Origin of the sequence: Streptomyces sp. NPDC004629 (genome assembly GCF_042873595.1) — a bacterium.
Lineage (GTDB): Bacteria > Actinomycetota > Actinomycetes > Streptomycetales > Streptomycetaceae > Streptomyces.
In genome coordinates this window covers 51,640-71,394 of sequence record NZ_JBIALO010000011.1, presented here as the reverse complement: position 1 = coordinate 71,394, position 19,755 = coordinate 51,640, and the positions used below count along the sequence as shown (strand labels likewise).

The 19,755-nt window shown below is 71.7% G+C and carries 19 protein-coding genes; 8 read left to right on the top strand and 11 right to left on the bottom strand.

What is annotated here, in order from left to right; all coding sequences use genetic code 11:
- Window position 1: 1 nt before the first annotated feature.
- The 11 genes from ACFYTE_RS18545 to ACFYTE_RS18495 form a co-directional block, all read right to left on the bottom strand.
- Complete coding sequence (locus ACFYTE_RS18545; protein WP_388711027.1) at window positions 2-1,138, bottom strand: thiolase family protein; 1,137 nt, start codon at window positions 1,136-1,138, stop codon at window positions 2-4.
- Window positions 1,135-1,938 (bottom strand): enoyl-CoA hydratase/isomerase family protein, encoded by an 804-nt coding sequence (locus ACFYTE_RS18540; protein WP_388711024.1) that lies wholly within the window; start codon window positions 1,936-1,938, stop codon window positions 1,135-1,137. Before ACFYTE_RS18540 ends, ACFYTE_RS18545 begins: the two co-directional genes overlap by 4 nt.
- Window positions 1,935-3,119 (bottom strand): CaiB/BaiF CoA transferase family protein, encoded by a 1,185-nt coding sequence (locus ACFYTE_RS18535; RefSeq protein WP_388711021.1) that lies wholly within the window; start codon window positions 3,117-3,119, stop codon window positions 1,935-1,937. The genes ACFYTE_RS18540 and ACFYTE_RS18535 overlap by 4 nt, the downstream gene beginning before the upstream one ends.
- Window positions 3,119-4,702 (bottom strand): FadD3 family acyl-CoA ligase, encoded by a 1,584-nt coding sequence (locus ACFYTE_RS18530; protein ID WP_388711018.1) that lies wholly within the window; start codon window positions 4,700-4,702, stop codon window positions 3,119-3,121. Before ACFYTE_RS18530 ends, ACFYTE_RS18535 begins: the two co-directional genes overlap by 1 nt.
- 13 nt (window positions 4,703-4,715) lie before the next feature.
- A complete protein-coding gene (locus ACFYTE_RS18525) occupies window positions 4,716-5,891 on the bottom strand; it encodes an acyl-CoA dehydrogenase family protein (protein ID WP_388711015.1) in 1,176 nt (391 codons plus the stop codon).
- The gene (locus tag ACFYTE_RS18520; RefSeq protein WP_388711012.1) at window positions 5,888-6,904 is read right to left on the bottom strand and encodes an acyl-CoA dehydrogenase family protein; all 1,017 of its coding nucleotides are present in this window, start codon (window positions 6,902-6,904) and stop codon (window positions 5,888-5,890) included. Before ACFYTE_RS18520 ends, ACFYTE_RS18525 begins: the two co-directional genes overlap by 4 nt.
- Window positions 6,905-6,906: 2 nt before the next feature.
- A complete protein-coding gene (locus ACFYTE_RS18515) occupies window positions 6,907-7,707 on the bottom strand; it encodes an enoyl-CoA hydratase/isomerase family protein (protein ID WP_388711009.1) in 801 nt (266 codons plus the stop codon).
- 120 nt (window positions 7,708-7,827) lie between these two features.
- A complete protein-coding gene (locus ACFYTE_RS18510) occupies window positions 7,828-8,595 on the bottom strand; it encodes a FadR/GntR family transcriptional regulator (RefSeq protein ID WP_388711006.1) in 768 nt (255 codons plus the stop codon).
- A gap of 100 nt (window positions 8,596-8,695) precedes the next feature.
- On the bottom strand, window positions 8,696-9,463 hold the full coding sequence (locus ACFYTE_RS18505; RefSeq protein WP_388711003.1) for an SDR family oxidoreductase: 768 nt from the start codon (window positions 9,461-9,463) through the stop codon (window positions 8,696-8,698).
- Between the two features lie 29 nt (window positions 9,464-9,492).
- Window positions 9,493-10,659 carry an acyl-CoA dehydrogenase family protein gene (locus ACFYTE_RS18500; protein ID WP_388711000.1) on the bottom strand — a complete coding sequence of 389 codons (1,167 nt, stop codon included), beginning with the start codon at window positions 10,657-10,659 and terminating at the stop codon, window positions 9,493-9,495.
- 167 nt (window positions 10,660-10,826) lie between these two features.
- A complete protein-coding gene (locus tag ACFYTE_RS18495) occupies window positions 10,827-11,618 on the bottom strand; it encodes a TetR/AcrR family transcriptional regulator (RefSeq protein ID WP_388710997.1) in 792 nt (263 codons plus the stop codon).
- 151 nt (window positions 11,619-11,769) lie between these two features.
- Between ACFYTE_RS18495 and ACFYTE_RS18490 the strand changes: the two genes are divergently transcribed.
- The 8 genes from ACFYTE_RS18490 to ACFYTE_RS18455 all read left to right on the top strand — a co-directional run bounded on the left by ACFYTE_RS18490 (window position 11,770) and on the right by ACFYTE_RS18455 (window position 19,755).
- Complete coding sequence (locus ACFYTE_RS18490; protein ID WP_388710994.1) at window positions 11,770-12,630, top strand: acyl-CoA dehydrogenase family protein; 861 nt, start codon at window positions 11,770-11,772, stop codon at window positions 12,628-12,630.
- Window positions 12,627-13,784, top strand: a complete 1,158-nt coding sequence (locus ACFYTE_RS18485) for an acyl-CoA dehydrogenase family protein (RefSeq protein ID WP_388710991.1) — start codon at window positions 12,627-12,629, stop codon at window positions 13,782-13,784. Before ACFYTE_RS18490 ends, ACFYTE_RS18485 begins: the two co-directional genes overlap by 4 nt.
- A gap of 10 nt (window positions 13,785-13,794) precedes the next feature.
- Complete coding sequence (locus tag ACFYTE_RS18480) at window positions 13,795-14,586, top strand: enoyl-CoA hydratase (protein WP_388710988.1); 792 nt, start codon at window positions 13,795-13,797, stop codon at window positions 14,584-14,586.
- Window positions 14,587-14,707: 121 nt separating this feature from the next.
- The gene (locus ACFYTE_RS18475; protein WP_388710985.1) at window positions 14,708-15,439 is read left to right on the top strand and encodes an SDR family oxidoreductase; all 732 of its coding nucleotides are present in this window, start codon (window positions 14,708-14,710) and stop codon (window positions 15,437-15,439) included.
- Entirely contained in the window at window positions 15,436-16,899 is a 1,464-nt protein-coding gene (locus ACFYTE_RS18470) for an aldehyde dehydrogenase family protein (RefSeq protein ID WP_388710982.1), read from the top strand. The genes ACFYTE_RS18475 and ACFYTE_RS18470 overlap by 4 nt, the downstream gene beginning before the upstream one ends.
- Window positions 16,896-18,101 (top strand): CaiB/BaiF CoA transferase family protein, encoded by a 1,206-nt coding sequence (locus ACFYTE_RS18465; RefSeq protein ID WP_388710979.1) that lies wholly within the window; start codon window positions 16,896-16,898, stop codon window positions 18,099-18,101. Before ACFYTE_RS18470 ends, ACFYTE_RS18465 begins: the two co-directional genes overlap by 4 nt.
- 58 nt (window positions 18,102-18,159) lie before the next feature.
- The gene (locus ACFYTE_RS18460) at window positions 18,160-19,542 is read left to right on the top strand and encodes an ABC transporter substrate-binding protein (protein WP_388710976.1); all 1,383 of its coding nucleotides are present in this window, start codon (window positions 18,160-18,162) and stop codon (window positions 19,540-19,542) included.
- Between the two features lie 21 nt (window positions 19,543-19,563).
- Window positions 19,564-19,755, top strand: a complete 192-nt coding sequence (locus ACFYTE_RS18455; protein WP_388710973.1) for a ferredoxin — start codon at window positions 19,564-19,566, stop codon at window positions 19,753-19,755.

Sequence of the window (19,755 nt, the reverse complement as noted above, 5' to 3'; positions counted from 1 at the left end):
TTCAGTCGATGAGTTCGACGAGGGTCGCGTTCGCGGTGCCGCCGCCCTCGCACATGGTCTGCAGGCCGTAGCGGATCCCCCGTGCGCGCATGTGGTGGATCAGGCGCGTCATCAGGACGGCCCCCGAGGCGCCCAGCGGATGGCCGAGCGCGATCGCCCCGCCGAGCGGGTTCAGCCGTTCCGGGTCCGCGCCGGTCTCGGCGAGCCAGGCCAGCGGGACCGGAGCGAAGGCCTCGTTCACCTCGAAGACCCCCACCTCCGAAAGCCCCACCCCCGCCTGCCGCAGGACCTTCTCGGTCGCCGGGACAGGCCCGGTGAGCATCAGCACCGGGTCGGAGCCGACCACCGCCCCCGCCCGGTGCCGCACCAGCGGCGGCAGCCCCAACTCCGCCGCCCTGTCCGGGGTGGTGACAAGGAGTGCCGCCGCGCCGTCGGAGATCTGCGAGGCGTTGCCGGCATGGATCACTCCGCCGTCCAGGAAGGACGGCTTGAGGCCCGCCAGGGTCTGCACGCCGGTGCCCCGGCGGATCCCCTCGTCCGCCGCGACCCCGGCCACCGGCACGATCTGCTCGTCGAAGGCCCCGCCGTCCTGCGCGGCGGCCGCCCGCTCGTGCGACCGGGCGGCATACGCGTCGAGCCGGGCCCGCGTCAGGCCCCACTTCTGCGCGATCCTCTCGGCGGAGAGGCCCTGGTTGAAGGAGAAGCCCCGGTAGCGGGCGAGGACTTCGGGGCCGTAGGGCACTCCGCCCGCCTTGGCCGAACCCAGCGGCACCCGGCTCATCACCTCGACCCCGCCCGCCACGACCACGTCGTGCCGCCCGGACAGCACTGCCTGCACCGCGAACTCCAGTGCCTGCTGGCTCGATCCGCAGGCCCGGTTGACCGTGGTCCCGGGGACGCTCTCGGGCCAGCCCGCCGCCAGCACCGCGTAGCGGCCGATGTTGCCGGACTGGTCGCCGGTCTGGGACACGCATCCCCAGATCACGTCGTCGACGATCTCCGGATCGATCCCCGTGCGCTCGACGAGCGCATTGAGCACGGCCGCCGACAGGCCGGCCGGATGCATGCCGGCCAGCCCGCCGCCGCGTCTGCCGACGGCGGTACGGACCGCGGCCACGATCACCGCTTCCCTTGTCATGCGTCGTCGTCCTCCGTTCGCCGGGGCACCGCCCAGCCGCCGGTGAAGCGCGGATCCCTCTTGTCGGCGAACGCCGCGTACGCCTCCGGGACGTCGCCGCCGGCGAAGTTCACCGACTGGGCCCGCGCCTCACTCGCCAGCGCGTCCCGCAGCGTGCGGTCCGCGTTCTCGTTGAGCAGAGCCTTGGTCTGTGCCAGGGCCACCGGAGGGCCGGCCACCAGCCGCGCGGCCAGGTCCCTCACAAAGGCGTCCACCTTGTCGGCCGCCACGACCCAGGTCACCAGGTTCAGCATCCGTGCCTTCTCGGCGTCGATCACGTCGGCCAGCAGGGCGAGCCTCTTGGCCTGCTGGAGTCCGACCAGCTTCGGCAGCAGCCAGGAGCCGCCGCAGTCCAGGGACAGTGCGCGCCGCGCGAAGATCTGCGAGAACCGTGCCTCGGGGGTGGCGACGACCAGATCGCAGCCGAGGGCCAGATTCCAGCCCGCGCCCACCGCCACGCCGGTCACCTGGGCGATCGTGGGGACGGGCAGCTCGTGCAGCAGCAGAGTGACCTCGGTCAGCGTCCGCATCCGGTACAGGGGATGGGCGGCGCTCACCCCCTGGGAGATGTCCGCGCCGGAGCAGAAGGCGCCGCCCGCGCCGGTGAGGACCAGCACCCGGACCGAGCGGTCACGGCCGGTCTCGACGAGGGCGTCGCGCAGCGCCGCCCACAGCGCGGCGTCGAGGGCGTTCTTGCGGTGCGGGCGGTTCAGGGTCAGGGTCCGTACGCCGCCGGCGTCATCGGTGAGGAGGACGGTCACCGCACGATCCCCTGCTCGCGCAGCGCGCCGATCTCGGCGCGGGTCATACCGAGTTCGCCGAGTACGGCGTCCGTGTGCGCGCCCAGCGCGGGCACCGCCCCCATCGGCGGCTCGTATCCGGCGATGACGGGGGGCGGGAGCAGCGCACGCACCGGACCGCCCGGGGTCTCGATCTCCCGCCAGCGGTCGCGGGCGGCCAGCTGCGGGTGCGCCAGCACATCGGCCTGCGTGTTGAAGCGGGAGTTGCCGATCCCGGTGGCGTCCGCGCGCTCCTGCACCACGCGCAGGTCGTGCCGCGCGCACCAGGCGGCGATCTCGGCGTCCAGGACGGCACGGTGCTCCACCCGTGCGGCGTTCGTGGCGAACCGCTCGTCGTCCGCCAGGTCCGGCCGGCCGAGCACATTCCTCGCCAGACGCTGCCACTCGCGGTCGTTGGTGGTGCCGAGGACCACGGTGTGCCCGTCGGCGGTGGGGTAGGCGCCGTACGGGGCGACGGCGGGCGAGCCCATGCCGAGCGGTTGCTGCTCGACACCGGAGTGCCGGGTGTAGGTCAGCGGGTAGCCCATCAGCTCCGTCATCGTGTCGAACATGCTCACCGCGACCGAGGCGGCGGCCCGCCCCCGTACCTTGCCGTGCAGCAGGGCGAGGACGGAGAGCGCCGCGTACAGGCCGCTGCACACGTCGGCCACCGGCGGACCCGGCTTGGCGGGCGCACCCGGGTGTCCGGTCACCGCACACGCCCCCGACTCGGCCTGGACGAGCAGGTCGTAGGCCCGTTTGTGGGACAGGGGGCCGCCGGGGCCGTACCCGTCGATCTCCACGGCGATCACCTCCGGGTGGCGGACCTCCAGGTCGGCGGGGGACAGGCCCAGCTTCGCGGTGGTGCCGGGAGCGAGGTTGGAGACCAGCACGTCGGCGCGGTCCAGCAGCCGGTGCAGCACGGCGAGCCCGGGGTCGGACTTGAGGTCGAGCGCGACCGACTCCTTGCCCCGGTTGACCCAGACGAAGTGGGCCGCGAGGCCGCGCACCACGTCGTCGTAGTGCCGTGCGAAGTCTCCTCCCCGGGGGGTCTCCACCTTGATCACGCGGGCGCCGAAGTCACCGAGGGCACGGGTGCACATCGGTGCCGACACGGCTTGTTCCAGCGCCACCACGGTGACGCCGGACAGCGGCCCCGCCATCAGCGCTCACCGTCCTGGTACCGGGCGCGCAGATCGTCCTTGAGGACCTTGAGGCCGGCGTTGCGCGGCAGCGCGTCCACGAACCGCACATGCCGGGGCACCTTGAAGTTGGCCATGTGGTCCCGCGCCCACGCCACGACATCCTCCTCGGTGAGTCGGGCGCCCGGCGCGGCTACGACGAAGGCGCAGCCCACCTCGCCCATGCGCGTGTCGGGTACGCCGACGACCGCGACCTGTGCGATGCGCTCGCAGCCGAGCAGCAGCTTCTCGATCTCGGCCGGGTAGGCGTTGAAGCCGCCGACGATGTACATCTCCTTCTTGCGGTCGACGATCACGAGGTTGCCCGCCGCGTCGAGGCGCCCGATGTCGCCGGTGTGCAGCCAGCCGTCGCCGTCGATCGCCGCCGCGGTGGCTTCCGGGTCGTCCCAGTAGCCGCGGGTGACGTTGTAGCCGCGTACCCGGATCTCCCCGTCCCGGCCCGGCGGCACCTCTCCTCCCGAGGCGTCGGTGAGCCGGACCTCGACATCCGGGATGGGGCGCCCGGTGGTGCGGGCCACGGTCTCCTCGGTGTCGCCGACGCGGGTGGTGGTCACCAGCGCGGCCGACTCGGTGAGCCCGTAGGCGCTCAGCACGATGTCGAAGGACAGGTCCTTCTTCATGGCGTGGATCAAGGACTCCGGGATGGTCGAGCCGCCCGTCATGGACAGCCGCAGGGACGACAGGTCGCGGCCTGGGCGGCCGGGGTGATGGAGCAGGTCGTGGAAGATGGTGGGCGGGCCGAGCAGGACGCTGACCCGGTCCCGCTCGATCAGCTCCAGCGCCCGTCCCGCGTCGAAGACGGCCATCGGAATCACCGTCACGCCGTGCAGGAACGAGGCGAGCCAGCCCGCCTTGTAGCCGAAGCAGTGGAAGAACGGCGGGATGACCAGGAAACTGTCCGAGGCACGGAAGCCGTACTCCGCCGACATCCAGCCGTAGGCGCGCAAGGACTGCCCGTGGGTGAGCATGACGCCCTTGGGGTGGCCGGTGGTCCCCGAGGTGAACATCACATCGCTGACGTCGTCCGGTGTGAGCCGGTCGATGGCCTCGTGCGCCGCGCAGGACACGGTGCCCAGAGAGAGGAAGTCTCCCCACGTCATGTCGGCCGCATCGCTTGCCCCCAGCAGGGACACGGTGGCGGTGAGCGCGGGCAGGTCCGGGTCGGCCCGTTTCAGCTCCGCCGTGTAGTCGGTGCCGAGGAAGGACGCCGCGGCGAACAGGGCTCTGGCCCCGGACCTGCGCAGAATGTAGGAGAGTTCCCGCGCCTTGAACCGGGTGTTGAGCGGTACGACGATGCCTCCGGCTCCCTGGATGCCGAGGGCCGCCACGATCCACTCCACCGAGTTGGGCGCGCACAGGCCGACCCGGTCACCGGGGTTGATGCCCAAGGCCTGCGCCGAGGCGACGGCCCGGACCATGTGATCCTCCAGCTCGCGAAATCCGATGCGCCGGTCCCCGTCGACGAGTGCGGTGGCGTCACCGAACCGCCGCGCGGCGGCCCTGACCACGTTCGGGATGCTCTGGAACTCCAGGTCGTGTCGCATGACGGGACTCCGTTCAGCCACGGTCGTCGGCGGTGAGGCGCAGCAGCCGCTTGGCGATGATGTTCCGCTGGATCTGGGACGTACCGCCGTACACGGACGCGGCCCTGGAGTACAGGTAGTCCTTGAAGATCTCCCCGCCCTCCTCGCTCTCCCCGCCCTCCTCGCTGTCCTCGTACAGTTCCTCGGGGAACACCTTCAGCGCCGTCTCGTACAGCCGCTGCTCGGCCCGGGTCATCAGGAGTTTGTCGACGGAGGACTCCGGGCCCGCGGCCTGCCCGGCCAGCCGCTCGGCGGTACGGCGGCGGGAGTGGGCGACCAGGACGTGGTAGTCGACCACGCACCGGCCGATGTCCGACAGCAGCCCGTCGGGGAGGCTGCCACGGCTCTCGCGCGCGCGGCGGCGCAGCCGCTCCACCAGCAGCCCGTACTTCGACAGGTGTCCGGTGTCCAGAGCGTTGCGCTCGTACGCCACGGTGGTCATGGCCAGCGCCCAGCCGTCCCCTTCGGCACCGACGCGGTCGGACTCCGTCAGACGGACATCATCGAGGAACAGTGCGCAGAACTCGTCGTCGCCGCCCGCCGCGCGCAGCGGGCGCACCGTCACACCGGGGCGGTCAAGGGGCAGGACGAACGCCGAGATGGAGGCGTGCGCGGGCCCGGTGACATCGGTGCGGGCCAGGAGCAGACACAGGTCGGAGTACTGGGCGTAACTGGTCCACAGTTTCTGGCCGTTGACGGTGTAGTGGCCGTATTCGCCGCGGTCGGCGCGGGTGCTCAGGCCGGCCAGGTCCGAGCCGGCGCCCGGCTCGCTGAAGCCCTGGCACCAGACGTCGTCGCCCGCGAGCATCCGCGGCAACAGACGCCGGCGCTGTTCCTCGGAGCCGAACTCCAGCAGCGCGTGCGCGAGATAGCCGATGCGGGGCACTCCGGGCGCGCCCCTGGCCCCCAGTTCGTCGCTCACTGCGACCTGGTGCAGGGCGGTCAGTCCGCGTCCGCCGTACTCCAGCGGCACGTCGAGCCCGACCCAGCCGCCGCAGTGCAGCATGCGGTGCCAGCGGTGCAGGTGGACGGGGACCGGTTCGTCGGCGCCGCGTGCGGGGAGCGGGTGACCGGCGAGCCAGGCGCGGAAGTCGCGGCGCAGGCGGTCCAGGTCGGCGGGGTCGCCGAAGTCCAGCGGCAGATCGCTCATCGCGTCGCCTCCGGTTCGGCGGCGGCCGGGGCGTCCTCGGCCGCGACGGAAGGGACCCCCTCGGCCAGGACCGGCAGCAGGTCGTCCGTGGTCGCCAGCAGCCGCGCCCCGACGAGGACCCGGCGCAGGTAGAGGTGGGCGACGTGCTCCCAGGTCTGGGCGATGCCGCCGAACACCTGCATGCCCGCGTACACCGCCTCGACCGCCGAGGTGTTCACCTCGGCCTTGGCGACCCGTGCGGCCGTCAGCGCCGCATCCGGCGGCTCGTGGTCCAGGCACCAGGCGGCGTACCGGCTGGCACTGGTGCAGGCATCCACCAGGACCCGGGCGTCGGCGAGCAGGTGCTGTACGGCCTGGAAGGACCCGATCGGCCGTCCGTACTGGCGGCGGTCGCGGGCGTACTGCGTGCTCAGTTCCACGAACGCACGTGCCGCGCCGACCAGTTCGGCGGCCACCACGACCAGGGCGTACGACTGCCAGCGCCGCCGGTCGTCGGGGCCGAGCCGTCCGACGACCTCCCCGCTGCCGTCGCCCGGGACCGCGCGCACACCGCGGAGCAGATCGGCGGTCCGCACGGGCGGGCCGAGGCCGGCCCGCCGCACGGTCCCGTCGGGCTCGGCACAGAGCGCGCCGTCGGCCGCGTCGCAGTCCCAAGCGACGAGCGGCGACCGATACGGACCGGGAAAACGCAGGTCACGGGCGAGGGCGATGGTGGGCCGGGACGCCGTGGCCGGGTTCTTGAGCAGGCGCAGCAGTTCCGGGGCGAGGAGAGCGGTGCCGAGCAGGGAGGTCGTCAGCGGCTGCCTGCCGTGCTCCTCGGCGAGCAGCGCGCACTCCTGCGCCGTGGCGGCCGGCGGGGAGGTCAGGCGCAGTTCCCCGAGGCCCAGTTCGTCCAGCGCCCGCTGCGCGGTGGTGCGGGTCCGCGGTTCGATCTCGTCGGCGCAGCCGACGCGGTGCCGGGCCGCGAACGACCGCAGCGCGTCGCGGACCAGGGTGAACTCCTTAGGCTGCACGCTCAGTCCTCCTCGGGTGCGGCCGGGCGGCGGTGTGCGCGGGAGGCCAGCTCGGTGATGACCCGGATGTGGTCCGGGCTGGTCATCGTGGACCGTTCGGCCAGCAGTGCGGCCTCCATGCCGCCTCGCGACACCTGTTCCACCACGGCGGCCAGGGCCGCCTTGGTGGCCCGCAGTGCCTCCGCGGGCTGGGCGGCCAGCCGGTGGGCGAGCGCGAGAGCGTCGTCCATCAGGTTTCCGGCCGGGACCGTGCGGTTGGCCAGCCCCAACTCGACGGCGGTGGCCGCCGGGATGCGGTCGCCGGTGAACAGGTACTCCTTGACCCGCAGCAGGCTGGTCAGCAGCGGCCACAGCGTCACACCGCCGTCGCCCGCGACCAGGCCCACCGACACATGGGGGTCGGCGAGGTAGGCGTCCTCAGCCATCAGGACCAGGTCGCACCCGAGGGCCAGGCTGCAACCGAGCCCGACCGCCGGTCCGTTGACCGCCGCGACCACGGGCAGGGGAAAGCGGATCATCTCCGTCTGGATGGTCCGGTCGAGGCGGATCGAGCGCTCCCGCAGCTCCGGGTCGTGAGGGTGGCGGAGCAGGTGGTCGAAGTCGCCGCCGGCGCTGAACGCCCGTCCGGCCCCGGTCAGGACGACGGCCCGGGCCTTGGGGTCCTCCGCCAGCTCCCGCCACACCTCGGACAGCCGGCGGTGCAGTTCCTCCGATACACCGTTGAGTCGTTCGGGCCGGTTCAGGGTGACGACGCGGACGTCGCCGTCGACGGCCACGGTCAGGACGGGGCTCACGTCGCTCATGCGGCGATGGTATTAAAGGTCAGACCGATACTGTCAATGGTCTTGCCGGAATACGAGAATTCCATTCTCGCGACCGGGGCCGCGGGCCCCGACCGCCACGGGGACGCCGTCGGGCGGGAATCAGTCCTCGGCCGCCGGCAGGTCCACCAGCTCTCGCCCGTCCACCTCGACGGCAGCCCGCGCGAAGCCGCACACATGGCGGCTCATCCGTCGGTGCGCCGCCTCCGCGTCGCCCGCGCGGATCGCCTCCGTGATCCGCGCGTGGGCGCGGGCGGTGAGTCGGCGGATGCGCGTGTCCAAGAACTGTGCCAGGTCCGTGGAGGCGTGGATCGACTCCGAGAGCGCGGCGAGGAACCCGATGAGCAGTTCATTGTCGCCGGCCCGCGCCACGGTGTTGTGCCAGCGGATGTTGGCCCGCAGGAACCGCGGCACGTCCTCGCCCGCCCCGACCAGTTCGGCGTGAGCCGCGTCCAGGTCCGCCAGGTCCTGCTCGGAGCGGCGCCTGGCCGCCAGTGCCGCGCACGCCGGCTCGATCGCCTCGCGGGTCTCGTGCAGCGCCTCCAGCCGGATGCGCTGCCCGCGGATCACCAACTGCACCGTGTCGGCGAGGGACTGGCGTCCCGGACGCTGCACAAAGGCCCCGCCGCCGCGCCCCGGCCGGATCTCGACCAGCCGTTCGACCTCCAGGGTGCGCAGCGCCTCGCGCACCGTCGCCCGGCTGAGCCCCGTCTGCTCCACGAGCTGACGTTCCGGCGGCAGCGCAGTGCCCTCGGGGAACTCCCCGGACAGGATGCGCTCCCGGACCTCGGCCGCCAGCACGTCCGACGCCTTCGGCACGGTGAGCGTCCCGAAGTGCGGCGCGGGCGGCGTGTGTTCGGCGCTGGACACGGTGCGGGCCTCTCGTCGGGCGTCCCTGTTTTCGGCGGTTCGGCGGTTCGGCGGTTCGGTGTTTCGGCTGGACCATTCAACACAGCCGGGACGGGAGCTGTCACATGACCATGCCCCCGTCCACCGGCAGGACCTGCCCGGTGACGAACGAGGCGGCGTCCGAGGCGAGGAACACGAACGCCCCCGCGACCTCGTCCGGTTCGGCCCACCTGCCGAGCGGGATGCGGGCGAGCATGCGCTCCGCGAACCTCGGGTCGGTGCGGATGGTCTGCGTCATCGGGGTCGCGGCCAGCGGCGCCAGCGCGTTGACCAGGATGCGCCTGCGCGCCAGTTCCCGGGCGAGCGACTTGGTGAGGCCGATGATGCCCGCCTTCGCCGCCGAGTAGTTCACCTGGCCGAGGGTGCCGGTGAGGCCGGCCGAGGACGTGACGTTGATGACCCGACCGGTCCCGTCGGTCGGCAGGTGGGGCAGCGCCGCCTGGGTGCAGTGGAAGGCGCCCATCACATGGATCTCGATCAGCCGTCGGACGGAGTCCTCCTCCAACTGGTCGAACATCGCGGGCGCGGTGATTCCGGCGTTGTTCACGAGGATGTGCAGCGCACCGTCGGCGAGCGCGGCGGCCCGGGACACCGCGCGGTCGGCGGCGTTCCGGTCCGTCACGTCGAGCGCCGCGCTGTCGGCGGTGAGCCCCGAGGTGGTGAGCCTTTCGGCCACGGCCGCCGCCGCGTCGCCGTCCACGTCGGTGACGAGCACCGCGGCCCCGGCGCGGGCCAGCGCCCCCGCCACCGCGGAGCCGATCCCGCCGGCGGCCCCGGTGACCAGCGCCGAGCGCCCCGTGAGGTCGAACAGTCCCGTACGGTCGGTCATTCTCGCTCCTGGTCGTGGATGCCGGTGATTCAGTAGCTGCGCGGGAGCCCCAGGGTGTGGGAGCCCAGATAGTTCAGGACCATCTCCTGGCTGACCGGCGCGATCCGCATCAGCCGGGCCTCCCGGAAGAAGCGGGCCACCGGGTACTCCTCGGAGTAGCCCATGCCGCCGTGGGTCTGCAGGGCGCGGTCGGCGGCGGTGAACCCGGCATCCGCGCACAGGTACTTGGCGGTGTTCGCCTCCCGCCCGCACGGGCGCCCGTTGTCGTACAGCCAGGTCGCCTTGCGCAGCACCAGCTCCGCCGCGTCGAGCCGGGCGAGTGAGTCGGCCAGCGGGAACTGGATGCCCTGGTTCATGCCGATGGGGCGGCCGAACACCCCTCGGTCGCGGCCGTATGTCACCGCACGGTCCAGCGCCACCCGGCCGATGCCCAGTGCCTCGGCGGCGATCAGCATCCGTTCGGGGTTGAGCCCGTCGAGCAGATAGCGGAACCCCTGGCCCTCCTCGCCGACCCGGTCCCGGACGGGGACGCGCAGTTCGTCGATGAACAACTCGTTCGAGGTGACGGCGTTGCGTCCCATCTTCGGGATCGGACGGATGTCGACGTGGTCGCGGTCGAGGTCGGTGAGGAACAGCGTCATGCCGTCCGTCGGCTTCGCCACCTCGTCACGCCGGGACGTGCGGGTCAGCAGCAGGATCTGCTCCGACTCCACCGCCTTGGAGATCCATACCTTGCGGCCGCTGACGACGTAGTGGTCGCCGTTCCGGCGGGCGTACGTCGTGATGCTCGTCGTGTCCAGACCGGCGCCGGGCTCGGTCACCCCGAAGCAGACGTGCAGGTCGCCGTCGGCGATCCGGGGGAGCGTACGGCGCTTCAGCTCTTCGCAGCCGTGGACCACGACGGGATGCATGCCGAAGATCGACAAGTGGATGGCGCTGGCGGCGTTCATCCCGCCCCCCGAACGGGCCACCTCCTCCAGCAGCAGCGTGGCCTCGGTGATGCCGAGGCCGTGGCCGCCGTACGCCTCCGGGACGGTGATGCCGAGCCAGCCGCCGCCCGCGACGGCGGCGTAGAACTCCTCTGGGAAGGCGTGGTCGCGGTCCTTCTCCATCCAGTACCGGTCGTCGAAGTCGCGCAGGAGACCGGCCACGGCCCTGCGGATCGTCTCCTGGTCCTCGGTCAGCTCGAAATCCACGGCGGGGAACCCCTCTGCCGACTGCCGATGTGTGGAACCTATCAAAGGTCAGACCAAAAGGTGCCGTCAACTGTCCGGCGCGGATGGCGGGTTGGTGCGCACGGGTCGACTCGGCAAGCGAAAAGGGCCCGCATCGAGTGCGGACCCTTCGCGTCGGACGGCGGGTGTCAGGCGGTGCCGCGTGCGGCGCGCCTGGCCGGGGCGGACTTCTTGGCGGTGGTCCGCTTCGCCGCCGTCTTCTTGGCGGCAGGGGTCTTCCCGGTCCGGGTCGTGGAGCCACCGGTTCCCGGGCCCGCCCCGGTGATACCGCCCAGGCAGAACTCCCACACGTCCTGCGCGCCGATCCGGGAGGGCTGCGCCCCGACCGGGGCGGCAGGCGCCTGGGCCGTGAACATCGCCGTCTGCATGATCAGGGAGGCGGTGCGGCGCGGCCGGGGCGCGACGGCCCGGCCGGACTCGACCGCGCCCTCCACCAACTCGGTGAACAAGGTGAGCAGCGGCAGATGCGCGGTGGCCACCTGATCGGGGTGGCTGACCAGTAGCTGGATCGCGAAGTCGGTGAACAGGGGGGACTGCTGCCCTTCGCGGGGCGTGGAGGACTCGTACAACAGCTCCACCGCGACCTTGAGCCGCTCCAGCGGATCCGCCACGGCCGCGGCCTTCTCCCGGATCTCGGCGGCCGACTTGGACAGGGCGTCCTCGAAGAGGGCGAGCAGCAGTTCGTGCTTGCCGTCGAAGTGCTGGTAGAAGCTGCGCAGTGACTGGCGGGAGCGCTCCACGACCTCCTGCACGGTGAAGTCGGTGGTGCCCTTGTCGGCGATGAGTTCCTGTGCCGCGTCCAGGAAACGTTGCACGCGCTGCTCGGCGCGCAGCTTCGCGGCCCGGGTGGAACGCTCGACGGCGCGCTGCCGCCAGGCGGGCTCGGGGGACTCGACCGGTTCGGCGGGGACGACTCTCATGGAAGAACGGTACTCCACTTATGTGAAAAGACGTGGCGTGCCCCCTACCGAATCGCACTCAGCGCCGAACGAGACTCTTACTTGCTCTTAACGAGAATGCTATTCTCGCCCGCGTGGCGCCGTACGAGGAGCCACCGGGAGAGCGGAGGCCGTGGGCGTGGAGTTCGAACTCGACGAGGAGCAGCGGATGCTGCGCCGCACGGTGCGCGAGACGGTCGCCAAGGTGCGGCCGCAGCCCGTGGACCGGCAGTGGGAGACGTACCGGAAGCTCGGCTGGCTGGAGGCGCCTCCGCTGGAGCTGGTCCTCATCCTGGAGGAGCTGGGGTACGCGGCCGACCCGACCCCGTTCCTGGCCACCGCCACCTGGTTCGCGCCGCTGGCCGGCCGGCTCCCCGAGGGCAGTGGCACGGCCGTCCTCGACGGCACCGGCCGCTACGTCCTGGACGCCGACCGCGCCGACGAGGTCGCCCTGCTCACACCCGACGGCGTCACCGTCGTCCCCGGGGCGGGCATCGGCGCCGAGCGCGTCGACGTCCTCGATCCGCATCTGCACGTGGCGCACGTCGACGCGGGCCCCCTCACCCCCGGCGTCCCCGACCTGGCCCTCGCGGGTCTCGCGGCCACCGCGGTCGGTGCCTGCCGCCGCATCCTCGACCTCGTTCTCGCGCACGTGAAGCAGCGCACGCAGTTCGACCGGCCGCTCGGCTCCTTCCAGGCCGTCAAGCACAAGGCCGCCGACATGCACGTGGCGATCGAACGCGCCCGCGCCCTCACCCAGTTCTCCGCACTGACCATCGCCGAGGACGACCCGCGCCGCGGCCGGGCGGCACGCATGGCCAAAGCGGCGGCGGGGGAGTGCCAGCGCCTGGTCGTCCGGCACGGTCTGCAGTCGTTCGGCGCGATGGGCTTCACCTGGGAGAACGAACTGCAACTGCACCTGAAGCGGGCCCAGGCCTGCGACCTGCTGCTCGGCACCGCGTCCGCCCACAGGAAGGCCCTGCTGACCGCATGAAGCTCGCCGACGACCCCGAGGTGGAGACCTTCCGCGCGGAGTTCTCCGCCTTCCTCGACGCCCGTCTGCCCACCGAGGCGGAGGCCCGTGAACGCTCCCGCTCCAGCGGCCACATCCCCGAGTGGGCCCGCCGCTGGCAGCGCACCCTCTTCGAGACCGGCTGGCTGCTGCCCGGACAGCCACCCGAGTACGGCGGCCGGAACGCCACGCTGCCCCAGCAACTCGCCCACCTGGAGGAGCTGGCCCGCCGCCGGATCTACCACAGTTTCAACCCCCAGGGGCTCGGCATCGTCGCCGCCTCCCTGCTCACCTTCGGCACCGAGGAGCAGAAGCGGCGCTGGGCCGTGCCGATCCTGCGCGCCGAGATCACCGCCGCGCTCGGCATGAGCGAACCCGAGGCCGGCTCCGACCTGGCCGCCCTGCGCACCCGGGCCGTCCTCGACGGGGACGTCTTCACGGTGAACGGGCAGAAGATCTGGACCTCCGGTGCCCACGACGCCGATGTGCTGCTGACCTTCGTGCGCACCGACCCGGACGTCCCCAAGCACCAGGGGCTCAGCGCGCTGCTGATCCCGACCGCCACCGACGGCGTCGAGTGCCGGCCCTTCGGGTCGATCGCCGCCGAGGACGACCACGACTTCAACGAGGTGTTCCTCACCGGCGTCCGCGTGCCCCGCGAGAACCTGGTCGGGCCGCTGGGCGAGGGCTGGCGGGTGGCGGGCGGCTCCCTCGGTCACGAACGCACCCTGCTGTGGCTGTCGTACGCCGAACGCCTCCAGAACCTGGTCGACGACGCCGCGGACGTCGGAGGCGACCAGGAGTGGTACGCCACCCTCCTCATGGATCTGACGGCGCTGCGGCTGCTCGGCTACCGGCAGCTCGGCCCGGACCGGAACCCGGCCGAGATCTCCGTGCTCAAGCTGCTCGGCAGTGAAGCCGTCCAGACCGCCTCGCTGCACGCCCTGGAGGCGCACGGCCCCGACGGGCTACGGCATCCCGCGCGCACCGGCCCCTGCCACCACATGAACCACGAGCCCTTCGTCTCCAGCTGGTTCGAGCGGTACGCGCGCAGCTTCGCCGGCACCATCGCCGGCGGCACCAGCGAGATCCAGCGCAACATCATCGCCGAGCGCCTTCTCGGCCTACCGCGTTAGGACGCCGGTCATGGCACAGATCCTGTACGAAGCCGAAGACGGCGTCGCCGTCATCACGCTCAACCGTCCCGAGGCCGCCAACGCCCAGACCATGGCCCTCCTCGACGACCTCGACGCCGCCTGGACCCGTGCGGACCGGGACGAGGAGGTCCGGGTGGTCGTGCTGCGGGCCAACGGCCGGCACTTCTCCGCCGGACACGACCTGAAGGACCGCTGGCCCGGCCCCGGCGAGATCACCCTGGAGTGGATCTACGACGCGGAGACTCGCCGCTATCTGGAGTACGCGCTGAAGTGGCGCAACGTGCCCAAGCCCACCATCGCGGCCGTCCAGGGCAAGTGCATCGCCGCCGGGCTGATGCTGTGCTGGCCGTGCGACCTGATCGTGGCCGCCGAGAACGCCGAGTTCTCCGACCCGGTGGTGCACATGGGCATCGGCGGGGTCGAGTACCACGGGCACACCTGGGAGCTGGGCCCGCGCAAGGCCAAGGAGATCCTGTTCACCGGCCGGCCGCTCACCGCGCGCGAGGCGGAGCAGACGGGCATGGTCAACAAGGTCGTCCCGCTCGGCGAGCTGGACGACTGCGCCCGTGAGCTGGCGGCCCGGATCGCGAGGATGCCGGCCTTCGGGCTGCGCCAGGCCAAGCGGGCCGTCAACCAGACCCTGGACGTCCAGGGTTTCTACGCCGCGCTCCAGTCCGTGTTCGACGTCCACCAGACCGGCCACGGCCACGCGCTGAGCGTGCACGGCTTCCCGATCCTGACCCGCCTTGACGACATGAAGCAGCACCTCAAACAGGGCTGAGGAGCACATCGACGGCTCGACGGACACGTCGTCGCCGGCCAGTACCAGGTTCTCTCATTTGAATCCTTGATTCGCCGAAATAGAGAATGTAGTTTCCGACCAACCGAGCAGGGAGGCTGGGATGCGGTTCAGGGGCAAGGTGGCGATCGTCACCGGAGCCGGCCAGGGCATCGGAGAGGGATACGCGAAAGCACTGGCCGCCGAGGGCGCGCGAGTCGTCGTGGCCGAGCTGAACGAGGAGCAGGGACAGCGTGTCGCCAAAGAGATCGGCGATGCCCTCTTCGTGCGGACCGACGTCGGCGATCCGGCGTCCGCCGAAGCGCTCGCCGGCACGGTGATCCGCGAGTTCGGACGCATCGACCACCTGGTCAACAACGCCGCGATCTTCCAGGGCATGCGCCGCGAGGGCCTCACCACCGTCGACTACGACTACCTCGACCGGTTCCTCAAGGTGAACCTACTGGGCGCACTGCACCTGACCCGCGCCGTCCTGCCGCATCTGAAGGAGGGCTCGGCCATCGTCAACCAGTCCTCCACCGCGGCCTGGCAGGCCACCGGCTTCTACGGCCTCGCCAAGGCCGGCATCAACCACCTCACCGCCTCCCTCGCCGCCGAACTCGGCGACCGGGGCATCCGCGTCAACGCGATCGCGCCCGGTCCGACGGACACGGAGGGGTCCCGCGACATCATCCCGGAGCAGGTCCGCGAGGTGCTGGTGCGGTCGCTGGCACTCAAACGCATGGGGCAGCCGGCGGACCCGGCGGGCCTGCTCCTGTTCCTGCTCTCCGACGCGGCGAACTGGGTGACCGGCCAGGTCGTCGCCGTCGACGGCGGATCGGTGGTGCGGCTGTGAACATCCCCACCAGGTCACAGCTGATCGACGGCAAACTCGTCACCGCCGAGGCGACCTTCGCCTCACACAATCCCGCCACCGGGGAACTGGTCGGACACGCGCCCGAGGCGACGCCGGCGGACGCCGAGGCGGCCGTCGCCGCCGCCCGCCGCGCCTTCGACACCACCGACTGGCCCACCGACCGCGCCCTGCGGCTGCGCTGCCTGCGCCGGCTCCACCGGGCCCTCGACGAGCACCGCGAGGAACTGCGCGAACTGACCATCGCCGAGGTCGGCGCCCCCCGCCAGCTCACCCACGGCCCGCAGCTCGACGAGCCGATCGGCATCGTGAAGTACTACGCGGACCTGCTGGAGAGCTACGAGTTCACCGAGGACCTGGGCGTGACGGACTCCCGCGGCCTGCGCCACCACCGCTGGGTGGAGAAGGAGGCCGCCGGCGTCGTCGCCGCGATCCTGCCGTACAACTTCCCCAACCAGCTCGCCCTTGCCAAGCTGGCCCCGGCGCTCGCCGCCGGCTGCACCGTCGTCCTCAAGGGCGCCCCGCAGACCCCGCTCACCACCCTCGCCCTCGGCGAACTGATCGCCGAGCACACCGACATACCGCCCGGCGTCGTCAACGTCCTCAGCTCCTCGACCCCCGAGGTCGGCGTGGTGCTCACCACCCACCGCGGCGTCGACGCGGTCACCTTCACCGGCGCCACCGCCACGGGCCGGCGCATCATGGCCGCCGCCTCCGGATCGGTGAAACGGGTCTTCCTCGAACTCGGCGGCAAGTCGGCCATGATCATTCTGGACGACGCCGACATCACCAAGGCCGCCCTGTTCGCCGCCTTCACCATCTGCTCCCACTCGGGTCAGGGCTGCGCCCTCACCTCCCGGCTCCTCGTACCGCGCGCCCGGCACGACGAGATCGTGCAGACGGTCGCGGCTGCACTGGACCGCGTCCGGGTCGGCGACCCCACCGACCCGCAGACGACCATGGGCCCGCTCATCAGCGAGGAGCAGCGCGACAAGGTCGACGGCATGGTGCGCCGGGCCGTCGCCGACGGAGCCGTCCTGGTCCGCGGCGGCAGGCGCATCGACCCGGGCTTCTTCTACGCGCCCACCCTGCTCGGCCAGGTCGACCCGGACAGCGAGATCGCCCAGGAGGAGGTCTTCGGCCCGGTGCTCGCCGTGATCCCCTACGACGACGAGGAGGACGCCGTCCGCATCGCCAACAACAGCAGGTACGGCCTGTCCGGCGCGGTGCACGGCGGCGACGAGGAGCGGGCGATCCGGATCGCCCGGCGCATCCGCACCGGCACCTTCTCCATCAACGGCGGCAACTACTTCGCCCCCGACGTGCCCTTCGGCGGCTACAAGCAGTCGGGCATCGGCCGGGAGAGCGGACGGGCCGGCTTTGAGGAGTTCCTGGAGACCAAGGCGTTCGGCCGGGTGGTCCTGCCCGAGGAGCGGGCATGAGGCCGCTGGAGGGTATCCGCGTCCTGGAAGTCGCGATGTACGGCTTCGTGCCCTCGGCCGGTGCCGTCCTCGCGGACTGGGGCGCCGACGTGGTCAAGGTCGAGCACGCGGTCACCGGCGACCCGCAACGCGGACTGCGTCAGACCGGCGCCTTCACGGTGGAGGGCGACCCCAACCCCAACGTCGCCCACGCCAACCGCGGCAAACGCTCCATCGGCCTCGACATGGCCACCCCCAAGGGCCGTGAGGTGCTGCACGAACTGGCCCGGGACGCCGATGTCTTCCTCACCAGCTTCCTGCCCGCCTCCCGCACCCGGCTCGGCATCGACATCGGCGACATCCGCGCCGTCAACCCGCGGATCGTCTACGCCCGCGGCAGCGCCCTCGGCCCCCGCGGAGCCGAGTCCGACCGGGGCGGCTACGACATGACCGCGTTCTGGGCCCGGGCCGGCACGGCCGCCAGTATCACCCCGCCCGGTACACAGGGCATGATCAGCCCGCCCGGACCGGCCTACGGCGACACCGTATCGGGCACCAACCTGGCCGGCGGCATCGCGGCGGCGCTGCTGCGCCGGGAACGCACCGGCGAGCCGTCCGTGGTCGACGTCTCCCTGCTCGGCAGCGGCCTGTGGGCGCTCGGTCACTCCATCGGCCTGTCCCTGCACCTGGACCGCGCGTGGCAGGGCGTCACCCCCAGCACACACGCCTCGCCCGCCAATCCGCTGACCGGCCTCTACCGCACCTCCGACGACCGGTACATCTCCTTCGTCATGCTCCAGCCCGCGAAGTTCTGGGCCAACGTGTGCCACTGCGTCGGCCGCCCCGACCTCGCGGACGACCCCCGTTTCGCCACCGCCGAATCCATCGCCGCGCACACCGGCGACGCGGTGAAGATCCTGCGCGAGGTGATCGCCACCCGGCCGCTCGCCGAGTGGTCCGAGCGGTTCGCCGCGCTGGACGGCCCCTGGGCACCCGTGCAGGACACCCTCCAGGCCGCAGCGGACGCCCAGGTACGCGCCAACGGCTACATCGGGCAGGCCGGCGACCTCGAACTCGTCGCCAGCCCGGTTCAGTTCGACGTCGAGGACACCACCCTCGGCCCCGCTCCGGAGTTCGCCGCGCAGACGGAGGAGATCCTCACCGAGCTCGGCTACGACTGGGACCGCATCCTCGCCCTCAAAGCGAGCGGGGCGGTCACCTGACCCGCTCTTCCCGTCACCTCCCCCGGACGACGGTGTCCGGGCTCCCCGAGGAGGCACCATGCGCAGGCTGCTCACCGGCGGTGTCACCGCGGTCGCGGTGCTCCTGGCCGCCGGCTGCTCCACCCGGTCCGGCGCCGGCACCGATTCCGCGCGGCAGAACAGTCCCACCGCGCAGGCGACACAGGCCACGTCGTCCGACTTCGGCACGCTCAAGGACGTGTGCGGCCCCGGCACCGCCGGGAAGTCGTCCGTCCAGGGCGTCACCGGCGACGCGATCCAGGTCGGCGTCCTCTCCGATGTCGGATTCACCAAGAGGTCCGAGTTCGTGGACGCGGCGAAGGTCTTCACCTCCTGGTGCAACGACGCGGGCGGCATCAACGGCCGCGCGATCGAACCGGTCGGCCGGGACACACGGCTCACCGAGGTCCGGCAGCGGACCCTGGAGGCATGCAAGGAGGACTTCGCGCTGGTCGGCGGCGGAGCCGCCCTGGACAGCCTGGGCGTCAAGGACCGGCTGACGTGCCTGCTGCCCAACTTCCCCGCCCAGACCAGCCAGATCGGCGCCATCGGCTCCGACCTCCAGGTGGTCGCGTCACAACCGACTGCCGGATACTTCCAGTACCCCGGCTACTACAGCTGGCTGCTGAAGGAGAAGTACCCGGGCTCCGCGCGCAAGGTCGGCGTCATCGCGGGTGACTCGCCCGTCACCAAGGTGATGTCGGCCCAGTTCGAGGAGGCGGTGGCCGGCCTCGGCGGCAAGGTCTCCTCCACCGACCTGTATCCGGCGTCCGGTGTCTCCGACTGGACACCGTACGCGCAGTCGATCAAGAAGGAAGGGGTCAAGGGACTCGTCTTCCTCGGTGACTTCGCAAGCCTGGCGAAACTGGAGCAGGCCCTCACCGCCATCGGCTACGCGCCCGACTGGATCGACGCCAACTCCAACGCCTACGGCCCCGCCTTCCCGCAAGTGGCGGGCACGGCACTGGCCAAGCAGCACAACTACGCCGAACTGTTCGCGACCGCACCGTTGGAGAGCGCGGCCGATAACCCCGCCACCCAGCAGGTCCTCGACCTGTTCGAGAAGTACGCGCCCGGAAAGGAGGTGTCCTACGGCGTACTGCGTGCCTTCTCGGCCTGGCTGCTGTTCGCCACCGCCGCCCGCGACTGCGACACCCTGACCCGCGCCTGCGTGTACGACAACGCCAGGAGGATCACCGACTGGACCGCGGGCGGTCTGCAAGCCCCCTTCGACCTGAACTCGAAGGAACCGACCAGGTGCTACTCGGTCGTGGAAGCCACCCCCAAGGGCTGGCAGCCGGCGGACTTCGAGCCCGACCGGGGCGCGTTCCGCTGCGACGGCCCCGTCTACAAGTACAAGGGCGACTACGGCACACCCGCCACCCTCGCCTCCGTGGGCAAGTCCCTGTCCGACCTGACCTGACCTGAACGGGAGTTGAGTGACGTGAAGGTACGCGTCGACCCCGAGCGCTGCCAGGGGCACACCCTGTGCGCCATGCGCGCCCCGAAGGTATTCGAACTGAGCGAGATCGACGGCCACTCCTCCCCGATCGGCGAGGAGGTCCCCGACGACCAGCAGAACCAGGTGGTGGAGGCCGTGCGGTCCTGCCCCGAGCGAGCGATCAGCGTCTTGTGA

Bases quoted from the DNA above. Each gene is read 5' to 3' on its own strand.
- ACFYTE_RS18480 (WP_388710988.1), top strand. From the start codon at position 13,795: ATGGCACAGATCCTGTACGAAGCCGAAGACGGCGTCGCCGTCATCACG.
- ACFYTE_RS18525 (WP_388711015.1), bottom strand. From the start codon at position 5,891: ATGAGCGATCTGCCGCTGGACTTCGGCGACCCCGCCGACCTGGACCGC.
- ACFYTE_RS18485 (WP_388710991.1), top strand. From the start codon at position 12,627: ATGAAGCTCGCCGACGACCCCGAGGTGGAGACCTTCCGCGCGGAGTTC.
- ACFYTE_RS18545 (WP_388711027.1), bottom strand. From the start codon at position 1,138: ATGACAAGGGAAGCGGTGATCGTGGCCGCGGTCCGTACCGCCGTCGGC.
- ACFYTE_RS18460 (WP_388710976.1), top strand. From the start codon at position 18,160: ATGCGCAGGCTGCTCACCGGCGGTGTCACCGCGGTCGCGGTGCTCCTG.
- ACFYTE_RS18465 (WP_388710979.1), top strand. From the start codon at position 16,896: ATGAGGCCGCTGGAGGGTATCCGCGTCCTGGAAGTCGCGATGTACGGC.
- ACFYTE_RS18535 (WP_388711021.1), bottom strand. From the start codon at position 3,119: ATGGCGGGGCCGCTGTCCGGCGTCACCGTGGTGGCGCTGGAACAAGCC.
- ACFYTE_RS18495 (WP_388710997.1), bottom strand. From the start codon at position 11,618: ATGAGAGTCGTCCCCGCCGAACCGGTCGAGTCCCCCGAGCCCGCCTGG.
- ACFYTE_RS18530 (WP_388711018.1), bottom strand. From the start codon at position 4,702: ATGCGACACGACCTGGAGTTCCAGAGCATCCCGAACGTGGTCAGGGCC.
- ACFYTE_RS18505 (WP_388711003.1), bottom strand. From the start codon at position 9,463: ATGACCGACCGTACGGGACTGTTCGACCTCACGGGGCGCTCGGCGCTG.
- ACFYTE_RS18515 (WP_388711009.1), bottom strand. From the start codon at position 7,707: ATGAGCGACGTGAGCCCCGTCCTGACCGTGGCCGTCGACGGCGACGTC.
- ACFYTE_RS18475 (WP_388710985.1), top strand. From the start codon at position 14,708: ATGCGGTTCAGGGGCAAGGTGGCGATCGTCACCGGAGCCGGCCAGGGC.